21 protein-coding genes are annotated in these 24,565 nt (G+C 67.9%); 12 read left to right on the plus strand and 9 right to left on the minus strand.

What is annotated here, in order from left to right; genetic code table 11:
- Positions 1–10 precede the first annotated feature (10 nt).
- Entirely contained in the window at positions 11–1,288 is a 1,278-nt protein-coding gene (locus tag DEJ24_RS12610) for an MFS transporter (protein WP_220034049.1), read from the plus strand.
- A 609-nt stretch (positions 1,289–1,897) separates the two neighbouring features.
- The gene (locus DEJ24_RS12615; RefSeq protein WP_146242625.1) at positions 1,898–2,527 is read left to right on the plus strand and encodes an NADPH-dependent F420 reductase; all 630 of its coding nucleotides are present in this window, start codon (positions 1,898–1,900) and stop codon (positions 2,525–2,527) included.
- Here the strand turns inward: DEJ24_RS12615 and DEJ24_RS12620 are convergent.
- Complete coding sequence (locus DEJ24_RS12620; protein ID WP_111044989.1) at positions 2,522–3,196, minus strand: hypothetical protein; 675 nt, start codon at positions 3,194–3,196, stop codon at positions 2,522–2,524. The genes DEJ24_RS12615 and DEJ24_RS12620 overlap by 6 nt on opposite strands.
- Positions 3,197–3,309: 113 nt before the next feature.
- Positions 3,310–4,059: an SDR family NAD(P)-dependent oxidoreductase gene (locus DEJ24_RS12625; protein ID WP_111078905.1), complete on the minus strand. Its 750-nt coding sequence runs from the start codon at positions 4,057–4,059 to the stop codon at positions 3,310–3,312.
- A 233-nt stretch (positions 4,060–4,292) separates the two neighbouring features.
- Between DEJ24_RS12625 and DEJ24_RS12630 the strand changes: the two genes are divergently transcribed.
- Positions 4,293–4,880 (plus strand): TetR/AcrR family transcriptional regulator, encoded by a 588-nt coding sequence (locus tag DEJ24_RS12630; protein WP_111078906.1) that lies wholly within the window; start codon positions 4,293–4,295, stop codon positions 4,878–4,880.
- Here DEJ24_RS12630 and DEJ24_RS12635 read toward each other — a convergent pair.
- Positions 4,840–6,066, minus strand: coding sequence for an MFS transporter (locus tag DEJ24_RS12635; RefSeq protein WP_181436598.1), 1,227 nt, complete (start codon positions 6,064–6,066; stop codon positions 4,840–4,842). The genes DEJ24_RS12630 and DEJ24_RS12635 overlap by 41 nt on opposite strands.
- Before the next feature lie 196 nt (positions 6,067–6,262).
- Between DEJ24_RS12635 and DEJ24_RS12640 the strand changes: the two genes are divergently transcribed.
- The 3 genes from DEJ24_RS12640 to DEJ24_RS17420 are packed head-to-tail and all read left to right on the plus strand — an operon-like array spanning position 6,263 to position 7,873.
- Positions 6,263–7,222: an alpha/beta hydrolase gene (locus DEJ24_RS12640; RefSeq protein ID WP_111078945.1), complete on the plus strand. Its 960-nt coding sequence runs from the start codon at positions 6,263–6,265 to the stop codon at positions 7,220–7,222.
- Between the two features lie 56 nt (positions 7,223–7,278).
- On the plus strand, positions 7,279–7,617 hold the full coding sequence (locus tag DEJ24_RS12645) for a GNAT family N-acetyltransferase (RefSeq protein ID WP_181436599.1): 339 nt from the start codon (positions 7,279–7,281) through the stop codon (positions 7,615–7,617).
- On the plus strand, positions 7,610–7,873 hold the full coding sequence (locus DEJ24_RS17420; RefSeq protein WP_111078909.1) for a (4Fe-4S)-binding protein: 264 nt from the start codon (positions 7,610–7,612) through the stop codon (positions 7,871–7,873). The genes DEJ24_RS12645 and DEJ24_RS17420 overlap by 8 nt, the downstream gene beginning before the upstream one ends.
- Before the next feature lie 12 nt (positions 7,874–7,885).
- On the opposite strand, the gene DEJ24_RS12655 is transcribed toward DEJ24_RS17420, so the two are convergent.
- A complete protein-coding gene (locus DEJ24_RS12655) occupies positions 7,886–10,735 on the minus strand; it encodes an AAA family ATPase (RefSeq protein WP_258374810.1) in 2,850 nt (949 codons plus the stop codon).
- Here DEJ24_RS12655 and DEJ24_RS12660 point away from each other — a divergent pair.
- Both DEJ24_RS12660 and DEJ24_RS12665 read left to right on the plus strand, forming a co-directional pair.
- Complete coding sequence (locus DEJ24_RS12660; RefSeq protein ID WP_111078911.1) at positions 10,685–11,356, plus strand: GntR family transcriptional regulator; 672 nt, start codon at positions 10,685–10,687, stop codon at positions 11,354–11,356. The two genes, DEJ24_RS12655 and DEJ24_RS12660, sit on opposite strands and share 51 nt — an antisense overlap.
- Positions 11,357–11,436: 80 nt before the next feature.
- On the plus strand, positions 11,437–12,366 hold the full coding sequence (locus DEJ24_RS12665) for an NADP-dependent oxidoreductase (protein ID WP_220036718.1): 930 nt from the start codon (positions 11,437–11,439) through the stop codon (positions 12,364–12,366).
- Between the two features lie 66 nt (positions 12,367–12,432).
- On the opposite strand, the gene DEJ24_RS12670 is transcribed toward DEJ24_RS12665, so the two are convergent.
- A complete protein-coding gene (locus DEJ24_RS12670) occupies positions 12,433–13,449 on the minus strand; it encodes an LLM class flavin-dependent oxidoreductase (protein ID WP_111078912.1) in 1,017 nt (338 codons plus the stop codon).
- Between the two features lie 176 nt (positions 13,450–13,625).
- On the opposite strand from DEJ24_RS12670, the gene DEJ24_RS12675 reads away from it, so the two are divergent.
- The 4 genes from DEJ24_RS12675 to DEJ24_RS12690 all read left to right on the plus strand — a co-directional run bounded on the left by DEJ24_RS12675 (position 13,626) and on the right by DEJ24_RS12690 (position 17,170).
- Positions 13,626–14,192, plus strand: a complete 567-nt coding sequence (locus tag DEJ24_RS12675) for an RNA polymerase sigma factor (RefSeq protein ID WP_111044980.1) — start codon at positions 13,626–13,628, stop codon at positions 14,190–14,192.
- A complete protein-coding gene (locus DEJ24_RS12680) occupies positions 14,180–14,941 on the plus strand; it encodes a hypothetical protein (protein WP_111238020.1) in 762 nt (253 codons plus the stop codon). Before DEJ24_RS12675 ends, DEJ24_RS12680 begins: the two co-directional genes overlap by 13 nt.
- A 223-nt stretch (positions 14,942–15,164) precedes the next feature.
- Positions 15,165–15,851, plus strand: a complete 687-nt coding sequence (locus DEJ24_RS12685; RefSeq protein ID WP_220034482.1) for a GntR family transcriptional regulator — start codon at positions 15,165–15,167, stop codon at positions 15,849–15,851.
- Positions 15,852–16,033: 182 nt separating this feature from the next.
- The gene (locus DEJ24_RS12690) at positions 16,034–17,170 is read left to right on the plus strand and encodes a low temperature requirement protein A (RefSeq protein ID WP_181436600.1); all 1,137 of its coding nucleotides are present in this window, start codon (positions 16,034–16,036) and stop codon (positions 17,168–17,170) included.
- A gap of 49 nt (positions 17,171–17,219) precedes the next feature.
- On the opposite strand, the gene DEJ24_RS12695 is transcribed toward DEJ24_RS12690, so the two are convergent.
- From DEJ24_RS12695 to DEJ24_RS12710, 4 genes are read right to left on the minus strand one after another with little or no spacing between them, the layout of a single operon-like run.
- Positions 17,220–17,882 (minus strand): ABC transporter ATP-binding protein, encoded by a 663-nt coding sequence (locus DEJ24_RS12695; protein ID WP_111078915.1) that lies wholly within the window; start codon positions 17,880–17,882, stop codon positions 17,220–17,222.
- On the minus strand, positions 17,879–18,781 hold the full coding sequence (locus DEJ24_RS12700) for an ABC transporter ATP-binding protein (RefSeq protein WP_111078916.1): 903 nt from the start codon (positions 18,779–18,781) through the stop codon (positions 17,879–17,881). The genes DEJ24_RS12695 and DEJ24_RS12700 overlap by 4 nt, the downstream gene beginning before the upstream one ends.
- Positions 18,778–21,510, minus strand: a complete 2,733-nt coding sequence (locus DEJ24_RS12705) for a hypothetical protein (RefSeq protein ID WP_111078917.1) — start codon at positions 21,508–21,510, stop codon at positions 18,778–18,780. The genes DEJ24_RS12700 and DEJ24_RS12705 overlap by 4 nt, the downstream gene beginning before the upstream one ends.
- Complete coding sequence (locus tag DEJ24_RS12710; protein WP_146245982.1) at positions 21,507–24,563, minus strand: FtsX-like permease family protein; 3,057 nt, start codon at positions 24,561–24,563, stop codon at positions 21,507–21,509. The genes DEJ24_RS12705 and DEJ24_RS12710 overlap by 4 nt, the downstream gene beginning before the upstream one ends.
- Between the last annotated feature and the right edge of the window lie 2 nt (positions 24,564–24,565).

Below are 24,565 nucleotides of genomic sequence, written 5' to 3' on the forward strand. Positions count from 1 at the left end.
CGGTTCTCACGTGAACCGTGTACTGGACCGTATCGGTCTGCCGAGCAACCTCATCTGGGGCTACATCGGCCTCGTGTTCTTCATGATCGGCGACGGAGTCGAGCAAGGCTGGATCTCCCCGTGGCTCGTCTCCCGGGGAGTCGCCGTGCCCGACACCGCGCTCCTGATCACCGTGTACGGCATCACCGTCGCGATCGCAGCCTGGCTCTCCGGTGTCCTCGTGCAGACGCTCGGCCCCCGCAAGGTCATGCTCATCGCCACCGGCGCCTTCGTCGTCGGCAGCGTCGGGTTCATCGGATACGGAGTCGCCGCGCTCGACTGGCCGGTCATGCTGGTCTGTTACGCGATCCGCGGGCTGGGCTACCCGCTGTTCGCGTTCTCGTTCCTCACCTGGATCAACTACAGCGCCCCGTTGGAGCGCCGTGGCATGGCCGCCGGCTGGTTCTGGTTCATGTTCTCCCTCGGCCTCAGCGTCGTCGGACCGTTCTACTCATCCATCGTGCTCCCGGTCCTCGGCCACATCGCCGTCCTCTGGACTGGCCTGGCCTTCGTCATCATCGGCACGATCATCGGTGTGTTCGTCAACAAGGCGACGATCCCGAAATCCGAACTGCACCCGTTCAGCGCCAAGGAACTGTCGAAGGCAGTCACCCTCCTCGGCCGACCGCGGGTCTCCGCCGGCCTGGTCGTCAAGACGATCAACGGGATCGCCCAGTACGGCCTGCCCGTGTTCATGCCGCTCTACCTCGCCACCTTCGGCTACACCACCACACAGTGGCTGCAGATGTGGTCGCTCGTCTTCACCGTTGCGATCTTCGCCAACCTGTTCTTCGGGTACGTCGGTGACAAGATCGGCTGGCGTCGCACCATCGGATGGGTCGGTGGTGTCGCCTACGCCGTCGTCCTCGTCGTCCTGTTCTTCACCCCGCAGGTCATCGGCCACAACGTCACCCTCATGACCCTCGTGCTCTGCCTCTGCGGCGTCACCATGGCCGGGTACGTCCCGCTCTCGGCACTGTTCCCGCTCCTCGCTCCCGACAACAAGGGCGCATCGATGAGCATCCTGAACCTCGGGGCCGGGTTGTCGACCTTCGTGGCTCCCGCCATCGCGGGCCTCTTCTACGAATCGCTCGGAGCCGGAGGAGTTCTCGGGATCTACGCCGGTCTCTACATCCTGAGCGCCGTCCTGACGCCGTTCCTCAAGACCCCGGACGAAGTCACCCGTTCGAAGCGCGGGTCGAGCGAAGCGGTCCCCTCAGCAGAAGCCGTGCCAGTCGCGCAGCAGTAACGAATCGCCGTGATCGGTTGACGGGGCCCGGACGCGTTGCGTTCCGGGCCCTTCCGCTTTCCGCGCGCAGTCGGTGTCCTCCTCGGGAGACGGGGATCACCGCGGTGGACAACCATGTCCTGCGTCGGAGGCGAGAAAGGCTGCCGCCCGCTGTAGTCGTCGGGTCGGCCGAAGTAGTCAGACAGTGTTGCATGAGGACTCAGTATCACGCTGGAGTCGATGACGCCGCTGGCGCTGCCGCTCTCTAGTACAAGCCCCGTACTTGTGGACGGTCATGGGCATCTCGACCGCGGCCTCGGTCGCAACTGCCATTTCGTCGTCCCCGGGTGCTGAAGGGTGGCACCGGTTGCGAAAGCTCGACGCTTCCTTCGATCCCGTCCGGACCGGCCAGTGCCTGCGAACTAGGACGGCACGCGTAGCCCGGTCCGGATCCGGCGGTCGGAGCTCTCTCTCTGTAGGTCACGATGAGCGTCAGCACGTCACGGCACTGGTATGGCTCGCCCTCGGTCGGACTGCCCCTAGTTCCGGTGCTGCGTATTGCGAACGAGCCGACGGGCTAATAGGCAGCAGTCGCGCTTCCTGGCGGCCTCCGTCTGCAACACTGTGTTCATGCGCATAGCTCTCCTGGGGACAGGTCGGTTCGCGACGGATTTCGCTCCCGCTCTCGTCCGCGCGGGTCATGACGTCATCTTCGGGTCACGGCACCGCAGGGAGGAACTCCTCGCTGGCGCGCTAGTGGTGTCCACTGCGGAAGCCATCGCTCGTGCCGACGTCATTGTTGTCGCGCTTCCCGGGGAGACAGCACTTGCGTTCTTGCCCGAGTTTGAGGAAGCGCTGCAAGGCAAGGTGGTTCTCGATGTGAGTAACGCCTTCACCTCTGATGGCGGCCTTCGCTTCCCCAACAGCAGTGTCGGCGAGCAGCTGCAGGACCTGTTGCCGTCGTCTCTGGTGGTGAAGTCGTTGAACAACATGGCTGGGTACATAGCTGGCGACCCGTCGGCGCTCAGCGAGACGACCGTGTTTCTGTCCGGCAACGACGAGCGCGCCAAACGTGTTGTGAGCGACCTGCTGGTCAGCATCGGGTGGAGCGAAGCGGCGCAGATTGACCTCGGCGACATCACGACTTCTCGAGCGGTTGAGCATCTCGGTTTGTTGTTTTGGGCACTAGTGCGGAAGTACGGCACAGGAGAGTTCAACTACCGCGTCGTGCTTGCCGACGGAGTCGCTGGTGGGTTATGAGCCGTTCGACTCGAGTTTGAGTAGATGCGAGTACTGCCGCTCCTGGTAGAGCCCGTGGACTGTGACCAGCACGAGCGTGGCACCGATACCGACTCCGATCGCCGTACCTGAGGACGTCGCTTTCGCGAGGAACAGCGCGACGCCAGCTCCGGCAACGATCGAGTTCACGCCCGCTATTGCCGAGGACAGGGTGAAGAACACTCCGCTCCACGAGCCGCGCCACCCGATCTCCAGCATCTCGTTTGGAGCTCGTGCCTCATCCGGGAGGGGGAAGTACGCAGCGGCTCCGGGGAGCAAGCTGCCGTACCAGCGCCGGATGCGTTGCATCGCGATGAGGGCTGCGACGTCCTCGAGTGAGGTCTGCACCAGGCGAACGTAGGTGAAGACGCCGAGCAACACGATCACGGGGATCACCACAGCGAGATAGCCGAGTGCGTACTCGGTCCTCGCGAGGAACCCGTAGGCGACGAGCGCACTGGAAAGTGTCATGAGGTAGATCGACGCTCTGGACGACGACTCGGATACAGTCACCCCGCGGACGGACTGGAGTACGAAGTGCTCCGTGAGGAGTGCGTTGAAGAACGCGAGCGGTCGATCTGAGAGAACAGCCGCGGCCTCCTCAGCGGGGGGAGGCGCATCAACTGGTTCTTCCGAGCGGTCCTCGTTCATGTGCGACCTCTGCTGTGTCCGGGCCCGAGCTGCAGGCCGGCGAAGATGGGGACGCCGCCCTGCTGTGCCGCTGTGAGCGGCGTGGCAGGGCGGCGTTGATGACGCGGCAAGCGTCAGATCTGGCTGGCGCCACCGTCTACGTAGAGCTCCGCGCCGGTGACGTAACTCGCGCGGTCGGACGCGAGGTACAGGACGGCGTCTGCGACCTCATCGGCGCTGCCGAGTCGACCCATGGGCACGCCCGCGGCGAGACCCTCGAGGAGTGCGTCCGCCTCCTCCGGAGCGGAGGCGAGACCGCTGAGGCCGGGCGTGCCGATGGGGCCCGGGGAGACGACGTTCACGCGGACCTTCCGCTCGATCAGTTCCGCCGCCCAGCTGCGCGCCAAGGAGCGGACGGCGGCCTTCGTGGCTGCGTAGACGCTGAAGGCGGGGCTGCCCTTGACGTCGATGTTCGAGCCGGTCAAGACGATCGAGCTACCGGCGGTGAGCAGTGGAAGCGCGCCCTGCACGGTCCGGATGACACCGCCGACGTTGCCGTCGAAGGTCGACGAGTAGTGCTCCCAGCTGATGTCACCGAGGGCTGCGAACTCGCCGCCCCCAGCGTTCGCGAAGACGACGTCGAGTCCGGCGCCGTGCTCGCGGATGGCTGCGAAGAGGTTCTCGACGTCGTCCGCCTTCGTGACGTCTCCCCGGACAGTGGTGACTGCGTCACCGAGTTCCGCGGCCACGGTGTCCAGTGCTTCCTGCCGGCGGCCGGCCACGAACACGTGAGCGCCCTCCTGGACCAGGCGGCGGACGACGGCGAGGCCGATGCCCGCGGTGCCGCCGGTGACAAGCGCTGTCTTGTTGGTGAAGTCTCCCATGGTGTTTCCTTCCGTCGCCCGGCCTCCCGGGTTACTTACTGATTGGTACAGAACGAGAGAGAACCACGGATCGTCGTGCTTGTCAAATCTGTACTGACTGGTACTGTTCGTGAGGACTACCACCACTGTGGTGGGGACTGTCAGGTGGCGAATCCGTCACCTGACGTACGACAGGACGGTGCGTGCGAACCCGCGAGGGCGGCCGCGCTGGCTGATTTTGGGAGGAGGCAGCCATGGCTGTACGAGGAAGGCCGCGGTCGTTCGACTTGGATGATGCGCTCGACCGTGCTGTGGAGGTCTTCTGGCGCCAGGGCTACAACGGGACGTCACTTGATGACCTCACGTCGGCGATGGGCATCAACCGCCCAAGTCTCTACGCGGCGTTCGGCAACAAGGAGTCGACCTTTCGCAAGGCGCTCGCGCGGTACGCGGAGGTCGACATGGCCTACGTCGAGGACGCTCTGGCCTGCTCAACGGCCAGGGCTGTAGCGGAGACCTACCTGACCAGCAACGCGATCGCTGTCACGACGCCAGGGAAACCAGCGGGCTGTCTGTCCATCCAGGGCGGTCTGGTTGCGGGAGAGTCCGACCAGGGGGTGGTCGACTTCCTCGCTGAGAGCCGCATGTCAGGCGAACAGCGGCTCATCGACCGGTTCAAGCGGGCTGTCGAGGAGGGCGACCTCGACGACACCGAGGTCCCGGAAGAGCTCGCGAAGTACGTGAGCACCGTGTCCGCCGGGCTGGCGGTGCAGGCTGCAGGTGGAGCCTCTCGCGCGGAACTCATGCTGGTGGTGCGACGGGCCCTTCGGGCGTTCCCCTGACCGGCGACGCGTTCTTCCGCCTGCCGAGTGTCAGAGCGGTGGTCGCGGCTGCGAGTTGGAGCACTGCAGCGCCGAAGAAGACCGCCTCGAGGTCGCCGAACGAGATGACGAGGCCACCGACAGCCGACCCCAGCGCGATCGAGAGCTGCAGGAACGTCACCAGGACGGCTGACCCCGCTTCGGGAGCGTCAGGAACCAGCGAGATCGTCCACGACTGCAGCATGAACGGGTACGCCCCCCAGAGCAGCCCCCAGGCGACGACGAGGGCGATCGCGGCGACCGGTGAAGACTCGGCGAACGGGAGCAGGGCGAGGACGACGCTGAGCGCGAACGCTGCCGACCCGAACAGAATCGGGAACGACAGCCGGATGCGGCCGGCGATGAGGTTCCCGGCAAGCCCGACGATCCCGTAGGTGAGCAGCAGCGCGCTGAGCAGCGGAGTACTGGAACCGTGGATCGCACCGAGGTACGCGCCCACGTACGTCGACGCCATCAACTGTCCAGTGATCGCCAACACGGTCACGATGAGAACGACGCGTGACCGACGCCGGGCGACGACGGCGGCGATCGCTCGCAGGGGAACCGCTGCCGAGGCTCCGCGGAGCGAGGGAAGGGTGATCGCTTGCAAGATGAGCACGGCGGCTGCAGCGACAGCGGCGCCGAGGAACGCACTCTGCCAACCGTTGCTCGCCGAGACAAGTTGACCGAGCGGGAGACCCAACACGGTGCCTGCGGAGATGCCAGCAAGCACGACGGAGGTCGCAACCCCGCTCTTCTCTGGGGCTGCCAGACGCACTCCGAGTGACGGGCCGACCGCCCAGAATCCGCCGAGCGACAGCCCGACGAGAACGCGTGCCACGAGGAGAACACCGAAGTCCGGGGCGACCGTGGTGAGCAGGTTCGACGCGACGAGCAAAGCGGTCGTCGCGAGGACGAGCAGTCGCCGATCCAGGTTGCGAACGAGAGCGACGATGAGCGGGGCTGACACTCCGGCGACGAGTCCCGGGACGAGCACCACTGCGCTGGCCGCACCCAGGGACACCCCGAAGTGCTTCGCCAGTTCCGGGAGGATCCCGACGGGCAGGAACTCAGCAGCCACGATGACGAAAGCGCCGGCTCCGAGAGAAGCGATGGCTGCCCAACGAGTCCGTGGTCGGGTGGCCGGTCGGTCGTCGACCTCGGACATGGCGCCTCCTGGTGGCAGCAACTCGTGCAATGGGAACGACATCGAGTGTGCTGGAGCAGATCGAGGCGGCGAATCCGTGACGTGACGTATGCGCGGGGGTCAGATACGTCACCTCACGGATTCGGCGAGCGGACCATTGTTCGATGCTGATCGTGTCGAGCAGACGCTCGACCTCACCCAGCAACAGGAGCACGTGATGTCTGGAAACCCCAAGAAGATCGCCCTCGAGCCTGCGGCGCAGGACTTCGTCGACGCGACGTCGATGCCCCCGTTCCTCTACCAGCTGCCGCCGGCCGAGGGTCGCAAGGCAGTGGACGCGGTGCAGGACGCGCCCATCTTCAAGCCCGACGTTGACGAGGAATGGATCGAGATCCAGGGCGGACCGACCGGTTCGGTGAAGGTCCGCATCGTCAAGCCCGCAGGGACGACCAGCAACCTGCCGGTCATCCTCTACGTGCACGGTGCCGGATGGGTCTTCGGTGACGCCCACACGCACGACCGTCTGGTACGAGACCTCGCGATCGGCTCGGAAGCCGCCGTGGTGTTCCCCGAGTACGACCGTTCCCCGGAGGTCGGCTTCCCGGTCGCGCTCGAGCAGTCCTACGCGGCCGCTCATTGGGTCGCAACGGAAGGCGCTTCGAAGGGACTCGACGCGTCTCGGATGGCGGTTTCTGGCGACTCGGTGGGTGCCAACATGGCCATCGCTCTGACGCTCCTCGCTGCAGAGCGTGGAGACGTCGAGTTCCGCAAGCTCGTCGCGTTCTACCCGGTCACCAACGCAGCGTTCGACACCGCCTCCTACGAGGAGTTCGCGGAGGGCTACTTCCTCGCTCGAGACGGCATGAAGTGGTTCTGGGACCAGTACACGACCGATGAGGCGCAGCGGGCACTGCCGACCGTCTCCCCGCTGCGAGCCTCGCTCGAACAGCTCGCCGTCGTTCCCGAGACGCTCATCATCACCGCGGAAGCCGACGTCCTGCGCGATGAGGGCGAAGCGTTCGCAGCACGTCTCCGTGAAGCCGGTGTGAAGGCCACGAACGCCCGCTTCGGTGGAATCGTGCACGACTTCGTCATGGTGAACCAGCTGCACGACACGGAAGCGGCAAAGCACGCGGTGCTGCTGGCCACCGCGTCGCTGCGCGTCGCTCTCTCCTGACCGTCCGGCGGGGCTGCCACGCAGGTGGCAGCCCCGCCACAAGCATCGAGGCTCAGTTGACAACGCTCACCGTCGTCCACCAGTCGAACGAACACCGATACGTCGCGCTCCTGGACGGACGCGAAGTCGGCTTCACGCAGTACACACCCGAGGAGGGACATCGCACGTTCATCCACACGGAAGTTGCCCGAGACGTTGAAGGCAACGGTGTCGGCGGTGCACTCGTCAGTGAAGCCCTGCGGTCAGTGGTGGATGACGGGCTTCGGATCGTCGCGGTGTGCCCGTTCGTAGCGCATTTCGTGGCAACGCACCCGGAGTTCCAGCGCTACACCGACCCACGAAGCTCCACGCCGTCTCCGCCTCAAGACAGCACCACAGCAGGTGCTCATGGTTGACAGTGCGGTCCACCACTATCCCGCGGACGGTGTGATCGTGACGTGGGACGGGAGCATCTGCCGTCACTTCGCGGTCTGCGTCCGTCAGCTGCCGGAGGTGTTCGACACTGCGAGACGCCCATGGGTGCAGCCGGAGAACGCCGACCCGGCACGGATTGTCGCCACGGTTCGTGCCTGCCCGTCAGGCGCCCTGCAAATCGAAGCCGCATCGGGAATGTTCGCCGCTTCCGGAGAGGGTGACGACTCCCACCAATGAGCAACGGGCGCCTCAGTCGCTCGTGGCTCCGCCCAACGCGTGCCGCAACTGCCCGCGGCTCGAGATACCGAGCTTCGGGAACACCTTGTACAGGTGCGTGCTCACTGTCCGGTGGGACAGGTAAACCCGGTCCGCTATCTCGCGGTTGCTCAAGCCTGCGGCGGCAAGCTGCGCGACCTGGAGTTCTTGAGGTGTCAGCTGTTGTACCGCCGTCGAAGGTGCGGTGGGTCGTGCGCTGACCTGACCCGCGGCCCGCAGCTCCTGGGTGGCGCGCTCGATGAAGGCTTGAGCTCCAACGGTCTCGAATTGATCCAACGCGGCGGTCAGTTGCGCACAAGCGTCTTTCCTCCGCTTCTGACGGCGGAGCCATTCGCCGAACAGGAGCTGCGTTCGCGCGACTTCAAGGGGAGATTCGCTGAGAGCGCCGAGCGCCAGAGCCTCGGCGAAGTACGACTCCGCCGCGTCGTCGTCGGCAAGAAGAGCGCGACTGCGAGCAACAAGCGCGCTGAGGAACGGCGAACGATACAGAGCCGCGGCAACAGCGGCCTCTTCCACGTTCTTGCGGAGGTCATCAGGACGACCCGCTCGAACTGCTGCTTCAGTGCGATCCGCGATCGCCCAAAGTGAGCGCGTGGGGTGCACGGTCATGTGCGTGTATTCGATGAGCGCGTCACGGTATCGGTGCTGCGCGAGTGCAACTGTGCCGGCCGCCCATCGCGCATCGGCGACGATCAACGCCATCTGGCTGTCCTGGGCGAGTTCCGCACTGCGCATCAGGGCGGCGGTCGCGGCCGCGAAGTCCCCGAGGAGCGAATGACCGCGGGCAGCGGTGGCGGCAGCCATGCTCTGCAGCAGCGGCTGATGCATCTCGGCGGTCATGCGTTCGGCGTACTCAGCGTCGGCAAGACCCTCACGGACCCGCCCTCGCAGCATGAGCAGGTGGGCGCGACCACGGATGGCCTGCATTTCGTCCGCAGGAGCGCCGCTTTTGTGGAATCCTTCCTGCGCCAGACCCCAGCAGGTCAGCGCTGTGTCGAGGTCTTGGAGAGACTCCGAAGCGATGGCCAACGAGACAAGTGCGAGGGGGTCGTCGGCGAGACGCGGAACAAGGTCAGGAAGGTCCCCTCGCGTCTCCGCCGCCTGACCGAGCGGTGCAAGCAACGCGAGTGCGACTGTCCGGAGTGGGTTTCGCTCGTCCTCGCGATCGAGCTTGTCGCGGAGGTCTTGCCATGAACTCACTGTCACGTGCTGGCTGCGCATCAGGACCGCCAGCACCCACAGGATCTTGATTCGGCGCGGCCCGTGTTCTTCTCCAGGCAACGAAGCGAGGACTGCAGCGATCTCGACCGCTCGGGGCACTGGCGCCCCTGCGGTCAGAGCGAGGATGACGCGGGAGAGGACGGCCTGCGTTCGTGTGTCCGAATCAGCCTCGGCCCAGTCGGCTCGGTTGAGCAGCTCAACGGCTTCACTGGTGAGGCCCGCGGATCGGGCTGATTCTGCGGCGAGCACCAGGCGTCGAGACCGTTGTGAAGCGCCGCGAGACACCATGGCGGCGCGCTCGAGCGCGAACGCAGCCTCCGGGAGGGCGCCACGTTCCGACGCGCGTCGGCCGACGGCTTCGAGTTCACCGGCGACGGTTTCGTCGCGCTCGATCGTTGCTGCTGCTCGGTGCCATACGGCGCTGTCGTGCCCGCTCATCGCTGATGCCAGGGCGAGGTGGGCGTCGACCCATTCGGTTGTCGAAGCAGCGTTCTCGGCGGCCGACCGGATCAACGGATGGCGGAAGCGAAGGTCGCTCCCATCGACAGATACGAGGTCGTTCTCCTCGAGCGGTCGGAGGTCCTCGAGCGTGAGGTCGAGTGTTCGCGCTGCGGACATGACGTCGTGGAAGTCTGCGCCATTTGCTGCTGCGATGAGGATGAGCAGGGATCGGCTCCCGGTGGGGAGAGGGCCGAGGCGGTCCAGGAACGTCCGTTCGAGCCGCTTCGTGATCGGCAGGCGGGTTTGCAGTATGGATCCTGCCGGGCCGCGCTGACGAACGGCAGCGATGAACTCGCGAAGCGCCAACGGGTTGCCGGCGGACTCCTGAAGGATGCGGCGGCGAGCAAGGTCGCTCAGGTCGCAACCGAGCACCGAGACCAGTTCGCGTGCGTCATCATCTGACAAGCCGGCCAGGTGGAGACGATCGAGTCCGAGAGCGGGCAGTGTGTCTGCGTCGACGCCGGGTCGCACCGTGCAGAGCACCGTGATGGGAACGCTCGAGACGTGGAGGGAGATGAAACTGATGACCGCGACGGTGGACCGGTCGAGCCACTGCAGATCCTCGATCGCCAGCACGAGTGGGTGTCTCGCGGCAGCTTCTTCGAGGAGCCCGAGCGCAGCCAACGAGACGAGCAACCGATCCGGCGACGGCCCGTCGACCATCCCGAACGCCGTGAGCAGCGCCACCCGCTGACGGTTCGGCAGAGCGTCCACGTGAGGTAAGAGCGGATGCAGCAACTCGTGGAGCCCACCGTAACCGGAGCGTGTCGGTCCTTGCAGTCCGGTGGACGTCAGCCTCCGTGCCCCTCTTGCTTCCGCGGCCCTGACCGCGTCGGCGAGAAGCGCACTCTTGCCGATCCCCGCTTCGCCTTCGATGATGAGCGCACCACCGGAGCCTCTTCGTCCCACCAGCTCCAGAAGGAGCGCACGCTCCCGTGCCCTGCCGAACAACAGGGGTTCAGGAGTCTCGACGGGGCATGGAAGCACGGAGGAACCATAACTCGCGAAGTCGACACTGTCGACAGAGTTGGTCGGGAGTAGGCTGATGTCGTGAGCGAAACCAACGTGCAGCGGACCCAATCGCTCACGGAGCAGGTGCACGCAGAGTTGAAGCGGCGCATCCTTGACGGGCGTCTGGCTCCTGGGAGCGAAGTACGCGACTCCGTCATCGCCAAGAGCATGGGCATCAGTCGGGTTCCGGTGCGCGATGCGTGCAATCTCCTCGTGCAGTCGGGATTGCTGTCGAAGCAAGAGCACCATCCCTACCGCGTGCGTGAGTTCTCAGAAGCCGACCTGGGCGAGCTTCAGCTCATCAGGTGGGGGTACGAGTCCGTGGCGGTGCGGCATCTGGTCAGAGCCCACGTCAATCCGCAGGGCGTCAGAGAACCCCTGGATCGCATGCGGGTCGCTGGCGAGGACGGTGACAGCGACGAGAGCGGGCAGGCGGACATCGACTTCCATCGCGCGCTGGTTCGGTCGACAGGGCTGCTTGAACTCATCCGCCGCCACGATTCCCTGATGACGCAACTGTCGCTGTCGATGCGGACGCTGCCGGCCTTTGTCGTTCCGACCCAGGAGTACCGGCACCGCGAGATCCTCGACGTGCTGCAGGAATCGCAAGCTGCATCGGACCCTGCGCCGATCCTCCGCCTCATGAGCACGCATCTGCTGACAGCCAGGAGTGACGTCGCCGAGAACGATCAGTTGCGCTCGAAGTCGTGACGGCCGTACGTCGACTGACGGATTCGGCAGCGGGCGTCCTTCTCGAAGCTTGAGGTAACGATCAAGCTCAGGAGGCAGCGATGACAGAACCGACCCCGCAAACGATGCGAGCGACAGTGGTGTCCGAGTACGGAGACCCAGAGGTGCTGGTGGTACGAGACGTCCCGCTCCCAGTACCAGGACCAGGCCAGATCCGCATCAGCGTTCGAGCCGCCGGGATCAGCCCCACTGACCTTCACATCAGAGCCGGCGACCTCAGCGCGTTCTTCGCACTCCCTGAGCCAGCGATCCTCGGATTCGAAGCCGCCGGCGTGGTGGATGCCCTTGGGGACGGTGTCACCGGAGTGAGCGTCGGTGATGAGGTGGCCGCTCGACTTCCGCGGCTCGGCGGCTACGCGGACTTCGTGCTCGCCGATGCTTGGACACCGAAGCCGGAATCCGTCAGTTGGGAAGAGGCAGGGTCCCTGCCCACGGCTGCGGAAGCTGCGGTCGCGGCACTCCGCCAGCTCGGCGTGGCGAAGGGGGATCAGCTCCTGGTGCTCGGTGCGACCGGATCCGTCGGCTTGATGGCCGTGCAGCTGGCGCGGTCCATGGGGGCTACCGTCATCGGGTCAGCTCCTGAACGAGACCGTGCAGTGGTCGAGGACCTCGGGGCGTTGTTCCTCCCGGCCGGGACTCCGGTCGGTGACGCCCTGAAAGCGCTCGGGGTTGAGGTGGACTGGGTGCTCGACGCCATCTCTGCTGGTGGGTTGGAAGAGGTCGTCGACGCTGTCGGGGCGCCGGGAAAGATCGTCACGCTGACAGGTGCCGGAGCGCACGGCGGTGTGCAGATGCTCGCTGACGGCGTCAACCGCGCGGCCGATGCACTCGACATGGCAATGCCGTTGCTGGCGTCTGGGCAGCTGAGGATGCGCCCCCGGGAAACGTTCCCGATGGCGCAGGCTGCAGCCGCGCACACGGCTCTCGAAGAACACCGGTCACACCGGAAGCTCGTGCTCGTCAACGACTGAACACTGTGAGGAGCGCGGCATCGGGGCGTGCCTCCCGATCCCGCACTCCTCAGGCCTGACCGACTACTACTTCTCGGCGAAGTGTGGTGCGACCTCGGTGCCGAGGAGTTCGATGCCCCGCATGACATCAGCATGCGGAACACCGGACCAGTCCATCTGGAGCCCGTACCGATCCGGGCGCGTCAGCTCAACCACCGGGCCGAGGCGGTCCACGATCTCCGAAGGACTTCCGGCGAGGATCGACCTCGCACCACGCGTGAACTCGTCGTACTCCCCACGACCCGGTATCCGCCACCCCCGGGACTTCGCGCCGGCTTCCATGGTCGATCGCCAGTAGGGGAAGTACGCGTCTTTTGCCTGTTGCGAGTTGTCGGAGATGAGGCCGATCCCCGACATCGTCACTTCGAGGTCCCCGTGCCCCGCTTCCGCTCCGACTTCCCGGTACAGGTTCACCAGGGGCGCAAACCGCTCGGGTTCACCACCGATGATCGCGTACACGATCGGGAGACCGAGACTCCCCGCTCGAACCGACGATTCCGCGTTGCCGCCGGTGCCGAGAGACACCTTGAGATGATCACCGAACGGTCGCGGCCAGATGAACGCGTCCTCGAGCGGCGCGCGATGCTGACCCGTCCAGCTGACGGGGTTCTGTCGGTCGATCTGCAGGAGCAGGCCCAGTTTCTCGGCATAGAGAGCGTCGTAGTCGCCGAGGCTTGCCCCGAACAGTGGGAACGACTCCGTGAAGGAACCCCGCCCCGCGATGATCTCCGCTCGGCCCGAGGTGAGCTGATCGATGGTCGCGAACTCTTGGTACAGCCGAACAGGATCTTCGGTGCTGAGCACAGTGACCGCGCTGCTCAGTGTGATCCGGTCAGTCACCGCAGCCGCGGCAGCCAGGACCGAACCTGGATGAGACACCGCGTACTCCGGTAGGTGGTGTTCGCCGATCCCGTAAAAACCCAAGCCGACGTCCTCGGCGAGTTGGATGCGCTCCAGCTGCTCCCGAAGCTGATCCCTCACGTGCTGCCGTTGACCCGACCCATCCTGCCTCAGGTCACCGAAACTCAAAATGCCGAACTGCATGTCGTCCTTCTTTCGATTGTGCATGCGAACGCATCGACTGCGTGGGTTGTTCCCGCTCGCAGGGGCGCCGCCAGCCGGAGAGGGCGGGACGTTCGTTTCCTCGTCCCTCGTGGACGATGTGTCACTTGACGAGCGGGTGGACATGTACTGAATGAGACGTCACGGAAGGGGCGCCAATGAGAACACCATCACCACCACGCGCAGCAATCGAACGACGCTTCCGCGACCTGCACGCTGAGACGTACGCCGACCTCGTCCGCTTCGTTGAACGCCGATCCTTCGGCAACGACGCAGAAGATGTCGTCTCCGCGGTCTTCATGACGGCATGGCGTCGCATCGACGACATGCCGGAAGACGCCCGGCCCTGGCTGTTCGGGATCGCTCGGAAGCAGATGCAGAATGCTGCTCGCGGCGCAGCCCGGCAACGTGACCTCGATGTGGCCATCGCGGCTCACGCCGACTCAACAGTCGCCGACACCGCGCAAGCGTCATCGGCCCGGATCGACTTCGTCCGCGCCTGGCACCGGCTCGAACCCCGAGACCGGGAAACGCTCGCCCTCGTCGCATTTGACGGGTTGAACGCGGATCAGGCCGCAACAGTCCTCGGCTGCCGCCGCTCTACCTTCACCATGCGCCTCACCCGCGCTCGTCGCCGTTTGCGCGACGCCCTTGACGAGACGTCAGACCACGGCGCCGTCCCACACACACAACCCGACTTGGAGGCCATCACATGGAACGCATGACCGACCTGGACACCCTCACCACCCTCGACCCGGCGAAGAACCGAACCCTGAGCGACGCCGAGATGATCCGCGCCGAAGCCGACCTCGAACGCATCATCGCCACGCCGCCAGCTGCCGAAAGCAAGAAGCGCCGCCGCCGCCGGGCAGGCGTCGGCGCAGGCGCGCTGGGCGGCAGCATCGCCGCAGTCGCTGTCCTCGCTGTCTCGGTCGTCACCGGCGGGAGCGCCGCGTACGCCGACTGGACTGCCACTCCCAGCCCCGCGACGACGAAGCAGTCCGTCGCATTCGCCAACGACTGCGCCGAGAGCTGGGCTTCCCCGACAACCGTCGGCAACGACGACATCATCCTCGGCGAATGGCGCGGAGACGCGCAGATCGCCCTGGTGAAGAACGGTCAGAGCGTCCTCATGTGCAGTGGCGTCGACCCCAACGTGCCGGTGGGCTGGGAACGGCTCTACGACCCCGCAGTCTCAACGGAAGCCACCCCGACCTCGAATGGTCTCCGGATCTACGGCATCGAGACCAGCGGCGACGGTGCCGACGGGTACTCCTACGATGTCGGACGGGTGGGCTCGGACGTCACCGGAGTCGACGTCCGAACCTCCAAGGGCGTCGTGCAGGCCTCGGTCCAGGACGGATGGTTCGTCGCATGGTGGCCCGGCACCAACCAGGCAGACGCCAAGGTACTCGACGTTCACCTGCGCGGCGGCAAGACGGTGAGCGCGCCGTGGACAACGTGGAGCGAGTGAACATGGTCGTCGGCATCACACGCCGCCCCAGCGGATGTGACGACCCCAGCGGGATCGTCCTCCTCGACACGCAGCCCATCGACATGACAGTGCTGCTGAACATCCCCACCGCGGTGATGAACACGCGGGCTGCATAAGCACGACAGGCGGGTGATCTCACTGGGATCCCCGCCTGTCGCGTCGCCACCACCACGCTGAGCGGTGTTCTCACTACTCTCAAGGCGTGGACGAAGACGCACTCGACTTCCCAATGCTCCAGAGCTCGACTCTGGGGCAGCGTGTGTTCGACGAACTCCGCGCTCGAATCCTCGACGGTCGGCTCCCCGCGGGAGCTGACGTGGCGGATTCCGTCATAGCTCGCGAACTGCACGTCAGCCGCGCGCCGGTCCGCGACGCGTGCAACCAACTCGTCGCAGATGGGCTCATGACCAAGCAGCAGAACTACCCGTTCCGAGTCCGAGAGTGGACCGAGGACAACCTCGTCGAACTCAACCTCATTCGCTGGAGCTACGAGACCGCTGCGGCCCGGTTCTTGACGGAGACAGAACGGCCGGTTCTCCCTGAAGTGGCGGAAGCCCTCGGCCGGATGGACGCCGCTGCAGCCGCGGGCGACCCCGCAGCGTCCATGCAAGCTGACATGCAGTTCCACTTCGCATTCGTGGAATCAACGGAGCTACCGGAACTCATCGCGCTGCACCGACGGGTGGGTGAGCGGGCGTTACTGGTGCCGATCCCCGCTGACCTGCCGATGAACGTCCTCTCCCTCCAGCGTCAACGGCACGAGCAGATACTTCAGGCACTCGCTGAATCGCGGAAGGCCGGCGACGTCGTCGCAGTGTCCACAGCGCTCAAACACCACATGCTCACCTACCGCACGCTCGCCGAACTCGCTGCCCAGGCAGGGAGCTGAAACGACCGCGGCTCCTCCAGATACGTCATCGTTCGGATGCGGCGGCGTGTCCAGTGCGGCAAGCTCCCCCCGAGGCGAGGAGAGCCAGCATCATGCTCGGGGGCCACCGGACACCACGATTCGGGTTCCGCACCGACCTACACCGGCCGGACGACGGAGAAAACGCCGACCGCGTCGGCTACATGGAGCTCTTCTTCGACCTGGTGTTCGTCTATGCGATCACTGCCCTGACACAGCTGCTGGTGCACGAGCAGACCTGGCACCGCCTGCTGGCCACCGTCCTTCTCGGTACCGCAATCTGGTGGACGTGGATCTCGACAGGGTGGGTCACGAACTGGCTCGATCCGAACCGTGGCCCCGTTCGGGGTCTGCTCATCAGCCTGATGGCCGCGAGTCTCGTGCTCAGCGGCACGATCGGTGACGTACTGCACGGAGGCGGAGCTGCGTTCGCGATCACGCTCGTCGTGATGAACCTCGGGAGGCCTCTGTTCGCGCTTCTCGCGCTCTGGCAGAACCGACGTGACGACGCCGCGAACTTCGTCAACCTCACCCTCTGGGTCGTCGCGTCGGCACCCTTGTGGGTCATCGGAGCGTTCACCGCGGAGCCACTGCTCTGGTGGACTCTCGCGGTGGTCGTGGACCTCCTCGGTCCGGTGATGCTCTACGCCGTTCCCGGCCTCGGTCACACCCAGTACCACGCATGGAAGATCCGGGGCGCGCACCTTGCAGAACGCGTCTCACTGTTCGTCCTCATCGCGCTCGGTGAGTCCATCGCGCTGATCGGCGAGCACATCGCCGAGGCACTGCCCGGCCCGCTCGCGCTGGTCAGCCTCACTGCAGCGTTCGCGCACACGGTGCTGCTGTGGTTCCTGTACTTCGACCGCAGCGAGTCACTCGGAAGCCGTCGAATCCGTGGCGCGGACCAGACCGGGGCGATAGCGAGGAACACGTACAGCTACACCGCCGCGCTGCTGGTCTTCGGCATCGTGCTGAGTGCTGCCGCGACCGACATCGCGTTCGAACAGGCGGGGGAAGCATCGACGCCTCCGTGGACTGCGGTTCTGCTCATCGGCGCGAACGTCGTCTGCCTGAGCGCGAACCTCCTCTTCCGGCTCTCGCTCAGCAATGCGCCGTTCCGCTCCCACGTCCCGGCATTGTTGGTGTCTCTTGCGCTCATTCCCCTGCACGGCGTTGTGCCGCCGTTGGCCATGGAGTGGGCGTTGGTCCTGGTCCTCGGAGTTGTCGTCGTGACCGACGCCGTCAGCGCACGGAGGCGCGACACCGACGAGGGGAACCTCGGACGCCCTGTCGAGCTGTGAGGGAGCGCGAGTGGGCCCCGCTGTTGAGCGCGGCTCTGCTCGCGCTCGCTCACCGCTCCAGTTCAACGACGCGAGTCGCGTGATCGAGGAAGGCGTCGTCGGACGTGGTGACGACCACGGCGAGCCCGGTGCGGTCGACGAGGTCCGCCACGACATCGACGATGCCCGCGGCCGTCGCACTGTCGAGCTGCGCGGTTGGTTCGTCCGCGAGCAGCAGGGCCGCGCCGCCGACCACCGCCCGGGCGATCGCGACCCGCTGCTGCTGGCCGCCCGAGAGCTCGTCGGGGAACTGGGCCTCGTGCCCCGTCAGCCCGACCTTCCGGAGCGCATCGACGACGGCGGCATCGCGGCGACGGGGTGAGACCCGGCGGATGCGCAGCGGCATCTCGACGTTCTCGGCGGCGGTGAGCACCGGCAACAGGGCGAAGTCCTGGAAGACGAACGCGATCCGGTCACGACGGAGCGCGCGGAGCCCGACCTCGTCGCGCTCACCGAGCGGGACGCCGTCGACGAGGACTCTGCCACGGGTCGGGACGTCGAGGCCGCCGAGTAGGCGGAGCAACGTGGTCTTCCCGGATCCGGACGCTCCGCGAACGACGACGAGTTCACCGCGGTCGGCAGTGAGGTCGACCGCGCCGAGCGCGCGGACCGTTCCCGCTGCCGTCTCGTGGTCGCGCCCCAGATCGACCGCGCTGAGCACCGGACCGGTCACCGGCGCAGTCCCGTCGCGTCGGCGTCCCCGCGGTGTACGGCGACGTGGTCGTCCTCGAGCGTCAACCGCACGAGGTCGCGCAGGCCGAGGGCCACCTGGAAGGACTCGGGCAGTTGGAGGCGGCCGGCGTCATCGATGACCGCGAACTCCTCACCGGAGGCACGTCCGACGTCGTCCCGGATGGTCTCGGTCGACGTGCGGCCGTCTCGGATGCGGACCGTCCGACGGACCTGCTCCGCCACGTCCTGGTCGTGGGTGACGATGAGCACGGTGACCCCTTCGTGTTCGTTCACGGCGCGCATGGCCGCGAGCACGGCCGTGGCGGTGTCCCGGTCGAGTGCCCCGGTCGGTTCGTCGGCGAGGAGCACCCGGGGTCGGTTCGCGAGTGCGACGGCCAGGGCCGCCAGCTGTTGCAGGCCACCCGGCAGCGTGCCGGGGAGCCGGTCGCCGTGCGCTCGCATCCCGACCAGGTCGAGGACCTCCTCGACGCGCTCGGCACGCGGCCGGCCGCGGACGCCGGCGATGGTGAGCACCGCGGCGACGTTCTGCTGCACGGTGAGGTACGCGATGAGGTTGCGTGTGGTCTGCTGCCACACGAAGCCGACACCGGTCCGGTGGAACGCCGTTCGGCCGCGTGCGGTGAGGGTGCCGATGTCGACCCCGGCGACGACGGCTTGCCCGGCGGACGGTGCGTCCAGTCCGGAGAGGATCGTCAGCAGGGTCGATTTCCCGCTCCCCGAGGCGCCGACGACGGCGACCATCTCACCCGGTCGCACGACGAGGTTGAGTCCTTGGAGGGCCTGGACTTCGACATCACGAGTCCGGAAAATACGGACCAGGTCACGGCAGACGACGTCCGCGGTGATCGCGACGGTGCTGGTGCTGGTGCTGGTGCTCAACGGTTCTCCCTGTTCCTGCGGTGCGATCCGCGTGGGCGGTCCCTGGTCGTCGTCCTCGCCGTGCTCGTCGTCGCGGTGCTTGTGGTCGGTTGGGCGCCGCCGGGAGGGTCGGGGCGTCTAGGCAGCGACAGGTGAACGGTGACGGCCAGGACGCCGACCAGCGACAACAGCGTCGCCGCGAGGACGATCCCAAACAGTGTCGGGTCGACGGTGACGGCTGGCCTGACGGCGCCGCCCGTGAAGGACCGGAGGTCGGCGGCCGGCAGCGTCAGGGCGACCACCGCGGCAGCGACGAGCACCGCCGTCACCGGGACCGCGACCAGCGTCGGCAGGCTCTCGACGACCGTGACGCGGCCGGTCCGGCGGCGCTCGAGACCGAGCATGTCGAGCAGTGCGGACCGCCGTCGACGGACCGGTGCGGTCAGGACGGCGTCGACCAGGAGCGCACCGACGCCGAACGCCCCGCCCAGCCCTGACGCGGCCGTGGCGATCATCCGCGCGCCGGGGATCCGCGGGTCCGCTGCGAGGGCACGCTCCGCGTCGGCGGCGACGGTGACCTGCGCACCGTGAGCCGCTCGGCGGACCGCGGTGGCGACCGCCGCGGCGTGGGCTCCGGGCGTCAGCCGGACGAGCACGCGGTCGACGCTTCCCGTCTCCGTGAGGTCCGCGGCGAAGCGGTCGTCGACGAGTACCCACCGCTTCGCCGCGGTGAACGGGACGGCGTTGGGCGCGGTGGCGACCACCCGGGTGTGTGTCGAGAGCACCTCAGACGCCCGGCCGGTGGCGGCGAAGAGGGTCCGTGAGACGAGGACGGGGACCGTGTGCCCCTCAGCCCGCCGGAGCGCATCCGGCGTCGGCAGGGCGCCGGGGATGCTGGCCTGGACCCGACGGAGCGTGGCGGTGTCGGCGACGAGCACGACTGCGGAGACGCTGCCGTGGGTGGTGTCGAAGGTGACTTCATCCGTCGTGGAAACGCCGACCGCGTCGCTGACACCTCGCACCGCCTTGATCCGTCTGACGTCGTCGACGTCCAGACCGTCGGCCGAGACCGACACGTCGGCCGCGACGGACCGCCGGGCTGCGTCGGCCACACCGTGCTCGAGCGTGCTGCCGACGACCGTCGCGAACAGTGCGACAACCAGCCCGATCACGGCGACCGCGAGCGGCACCGCCCCTCCCGGACCGGACCGCGACAACGCGGCACCGCCGAGGAACGTCCCGAGTCCACGACGACGGCGACCCCGCTCCGTGACGATCCGGGCGACCAGCGGCAGCACCCGGACCACGAGCAACGCGCCGCACGTCGCCAACGCGAGCGGGAGGACCGCCACCACCGGGTCCACTGCGCCGCCGGGCGCCGCCGTGTCGAGGCCATCACGCACAGTCACAGCGACCGAGGCGACTGTCACCGCGACGAGAACTCCCGCACCGGTCCAGCGCAGACGGGGCGAGGGCGTCCGAAGCCGATCGGTCGGCGCGGAAGCCGCCGCGGCCGCGCAGGACAGCAGGACCGTGAGGACCGTCGCACCGACGGCCGTCCCCGTGCCCCCCGGGGCGTCACCGGCGGACGACGCCGACACCAGCACCGCGAGCGCCCCACCGACCAGCGCCGCCGGTACCACTGCAGGGAGAACGAGTGCCGCCGCGATCATCCGGATCGTCGCCGGGCTCGCTCCGCGGGCGCTGAGCAGTTCGAGTTGCGGACGTGCACGTCGGAGCAGGAGTGCGGCGAGCAGGAACTGCAGGGCGACTACGGCGCCGGCAGGACCGGAGCCGAGCGCTGCGGCGAGGGTCCGCACCGTCGCGTCCCGAGCTGCCGAGGCGCGCAGTAACTGGGGGAGGTCGGTGGTGAAGACCGCTTTCTCCGCGGCGGTCGCGGGCAGTGGCTGACGGATGGAGAGGAACCTGCGGGTGTCCGAGATGAGCTGCGTCCGCATCTCTGCAGTGATCGAGTGCTGGTGCAACGGGAACCACGCTCGTCCGAGGGTCACTCGGCCGGTACCGGCCACCGCGCCGAAGGACCCGGGTGCGGTGTAGGCGCTTCCCGCGAACGCGGTTCCGCCGTCACTCGTCCCGGTGGCTGCCGGTCTGAGTGCGTCGGGTGTGTGGCCCCACGCCGGATCGTGTCGGTCGCGCGCCGTGTAGATCCCGGTCAATCGCAGCGTTGTCGTCCCTGTGGCGTCGCTTATGGTCCGCTCTTCGCCGACGTGCCACCCGATGGCCCCCGCTACGCGCTCAGAGACGATCACCTCGATGGCGCTGCTGTCCTTCGAAGGGGACGGAGCGCGGCCCTGGACGAACCGGACCCGTTGCGCGGCATCGGGGTCGCTGGCGAGCGCGACGGAGGCAGGCACCTTCGACGGCAAGGGGTCGAGCGCGGCGAAGGGGGTCATTGCCACCCACTGGCCGGCTCCCGTCGACGCGCGGAGCTCTGCGGGCATGCGGCGATGGTTGGCGGCGAGGTCTCCGGCGACGCCGTCGAACGCCTTCTGCGGGTCACCGCCGACGCTGTCCGGAGCGACGACGGCGAACGTCGCCTCGAGGTCCCGTTCGCGGTCCGTCGACCGGTGGAGGTCAGCACGGGTACCGGCGCTCGCGAGCGCGTCGAGCGCCGGCACGGCAGTGCCGCCGATGAAGGCGGCGATGAGCGTCACGGCCGCGATCACGACCAGCGGCTGACGGTGGATGCGCAGGATCCGCAGCGCGGCCCTCCAGGTCGCCGCCGTCACCCGTCCGCCTCCCCGGCGGTCGTCCGATCCATGCGTCTCGCCACGGAGCGCGCTGCGACGATGGCCGCGACGGCGGTGACGACCGCGATCGCGGCCGGCACCAGGAGGACGTCGCGGACGGCGGCTGTCGGCCCGACGTCCACCAGGCCGAGGGAGGTAGGGATCAAGCCGTGCGCGAACGGGGCAGCGGTGAGCGCGACCACGACGACCGCGCTGACGAGACCGAGTGCGAGCGCCACGAGGACGGGTCCGCCGACCTCGGTGGCGCGTGCACGTGCGGCGGCGCCGGGCGCCACGCCGAGCGACCGGAGGACGACGGTCGGCGACGAGCGGCCGGTCACGACGGACACGGCCGCGATCACGAGTGCTGCCGACAGCGCCGCGAAGACGGCCACACCCACGAGTACGGCGCGAGCAACATCGACGATCCGTCCGGGATATGCCGAGGCGGTCGTCACGACGCTGCCCGGAACCGGCAGGGCACGGAGCACAGAAGCTGTCGTCGCAGGGAGATCCGAGCTCGCGATCCACGTCTCGTCGACCCGGGGCACGGTCCCGGGCGCGCCCTGGATGGCGCCGCCGCCCAGGACGGACGCGTCGGTGAGGGTCCGCAGGTCGGCGACGATCCCGGACTGTGAGGACGTCCCGGAGACGCGCGGGACGACGGCGGCGATTCGCGCACGCACCGCCGCGCTCGTCGAGGCAAGGGTCAAGTCCAGGTTGGTGCCGACCCTCGCCCCGAGGCTGGCCGCAGTCGCAGCGGTCACCACGACCGGGAGGCGCCCGGCGATCGCCGGCGCTCCGAGCCGCACGATCGGGGCCGCGGTCAGGTCCTCGACGTCGGCGGTCCCGACGGCGTCGTCCACTCCCAGGACCCGGGCGTGCAGTGCAACCCGCAGGCGTGCAGGTCTCGTGGCGGGGCTCACGGTGGCGTCGACCTCCGCCGGTCGGACGGAGAACGTCAGGGTCGGTGCCACCGCCAGGACTCGCCAGCGGTGGTCGGCGGGCAGCGTCGCCGTCAGGGTCGTGCTGGTGCCGGTCGGCATCTGTTCCCCGTCTGCACCGGCGAGCGTGAAGGACCGCACGACACCGGAACTGTCACCAACCCAGAGCGAGTACCGCAAGGAGCCGCGGGCGTCGAGGCGCTCGACGCCGTTGAGCGTCGGTACCGCGCTGCGGACGACGACCCGCACCCGCGTCGTGCCAGCCGGCAGTGGCACGCCGGCGACGTCGTGATGCAATGCCGCCGCATTCCGGGCGTCCAAGGACGGGACCGCGAGGGGCATCACCGACCTCGGAAGCGCCGTGAAAGGGATTTCGGAGCCACCGGTACGGACCGTATCGGTCAGGACCGGTCCGATCGCGGTCGCTCCGTCCAGTGGGCGGTCGATGCCCTGGTCCGGGGTGTCGTCGGAGACCACGGCATCGCCGTCGGACACCACACGCACCTCCGGCCCGACCACGGCCATCGCCGTCACCCGTTCGACCCGGGCGCTCGTCGCCGCGAACCCGGCCGCGAAGCCACCGGTGGACACAGCGCTCACGACGATGACCACAACGGGTGCAACGGTCGACCACCCACGGGCCAGTCGGCGCACGGTCAACGCAGGCAGAAGGCGCCGCGTGCGCCGGACGCCGCGCGCTGCGACCCGGGAGGCGACCAGGACCGCGAGGGCGGACACCGCGGACCCGGCGAGCACCACGACGACCGGCGCCGTCGACGCGACCGGGTCGAGGACGAACCCATCCCCGGTGACGCGGCCCGGCGCGCTGGCGGACCCGAGCCGCCACACGGTGAAGCCCGCTGCTGCGGTGAAGAGAACCGCCGGGGCGGCGGTCCACCAACCGGCCCGTCCCGCTCCGTCGCGCTGCCCGAGACGGAGCGCCGCCCCGCCGTTCGACAGTACGGCGACCAGCACGACGAGGAGCACCACGAGGAGCACCCGAGCTGGATCCACCACAGCCCCGCTCACCGAGCTGCCGCCGACGCCGAGGAGGACCGCGGCGACGACCAGCACGGTCCCGGCCGCGGCGCCGAGCAGACCGACGCCCAGCCCCTCGAGCACAGCCCACCGGAGTCGTTGGCCGACGGAGGCTCCGCGCGCTGTCAGGAGCCGGTCCTCGGCCTCCCGCGACCGGGCGACGAGCGTCACGAGGAGGATGACGGTCAACGTCCCGACGACCGCAATCACCGCCATCGCGACGGTGACGAGCGCCGTCTCGGTCCGCACCGACGCCTGGACCTCCGCCAACGTCGCGTCCAGCGTCCCGGAGACGTCGGCGCCCGCCAGGACGGAGCTGCCACCCGACGCGGCCGTCGTCACGGCGGCGATTCCACGACGAACGTCCTGCACGTCCGCCGGCGTCAGGAGTCCCGCGGACGGCGTGATGGTCCACGTGGCCCTTGCTGTGCCGGTGACCGCAACCAGGTCGTCCGCCGCGACGACCAGGGGCCCGACGGCGTCGCCGTCTCGCCCGGAACCCACATCGGAGGCGCCGAACCAACGGGCAGCACCGGGGTCGTCGGCCCGCCAGGTCCCGACGATTAGCACGTCAATGGGCTCGTCCGGGTCGCCCACGGCGATCGTGCTGCCGACGGTCACGCCGAGCCGACGGGCTGCGTCTACCTGCAGCACCCCGGCAATCGCGCCGGGGGACCCCTCGCCGACCCACTCGCCGGCCCTCAGTCGTGCCACCCGTGCAAGGTCGGGAATCGCTGCGATTTCCACCGCCCGACCGTCGACCAGGTCCGCGGTGGAGTGGGTACCCCGGACGACGTCGACACTGTGGCGCGGGAAGTGCTCAGTGATCGCCGCGGCGACGGCATGGGCCTGCTCCGTCGCTGCCGTGTCGAGGTCCTCCTCGACGCGGACCGACGCGGCACGTGCGGGCTGGTCATGGACGAAGGCGGTGGATCCGGCGGCGGATACCGTGTCTACGGCTGCAGTCAGCAGGAGCGGGAGCGCGGTGAGGGCCGCCAGGACGAGCGCGAGCGGGACGAGGAACCGCCACCGCGCGAGTGAACGACGGAACAGCAGGGACGGCAAATCCATTC

The organism is Curtobacterium sp. MCPF17_001 (assembly GCF_003234615.1).
Taxonomy (GTDB): Bacteria; Actinomycetota; Actinomycetes; order Actinomycetales; family Microbacteriaceae; genus Curtobacterium.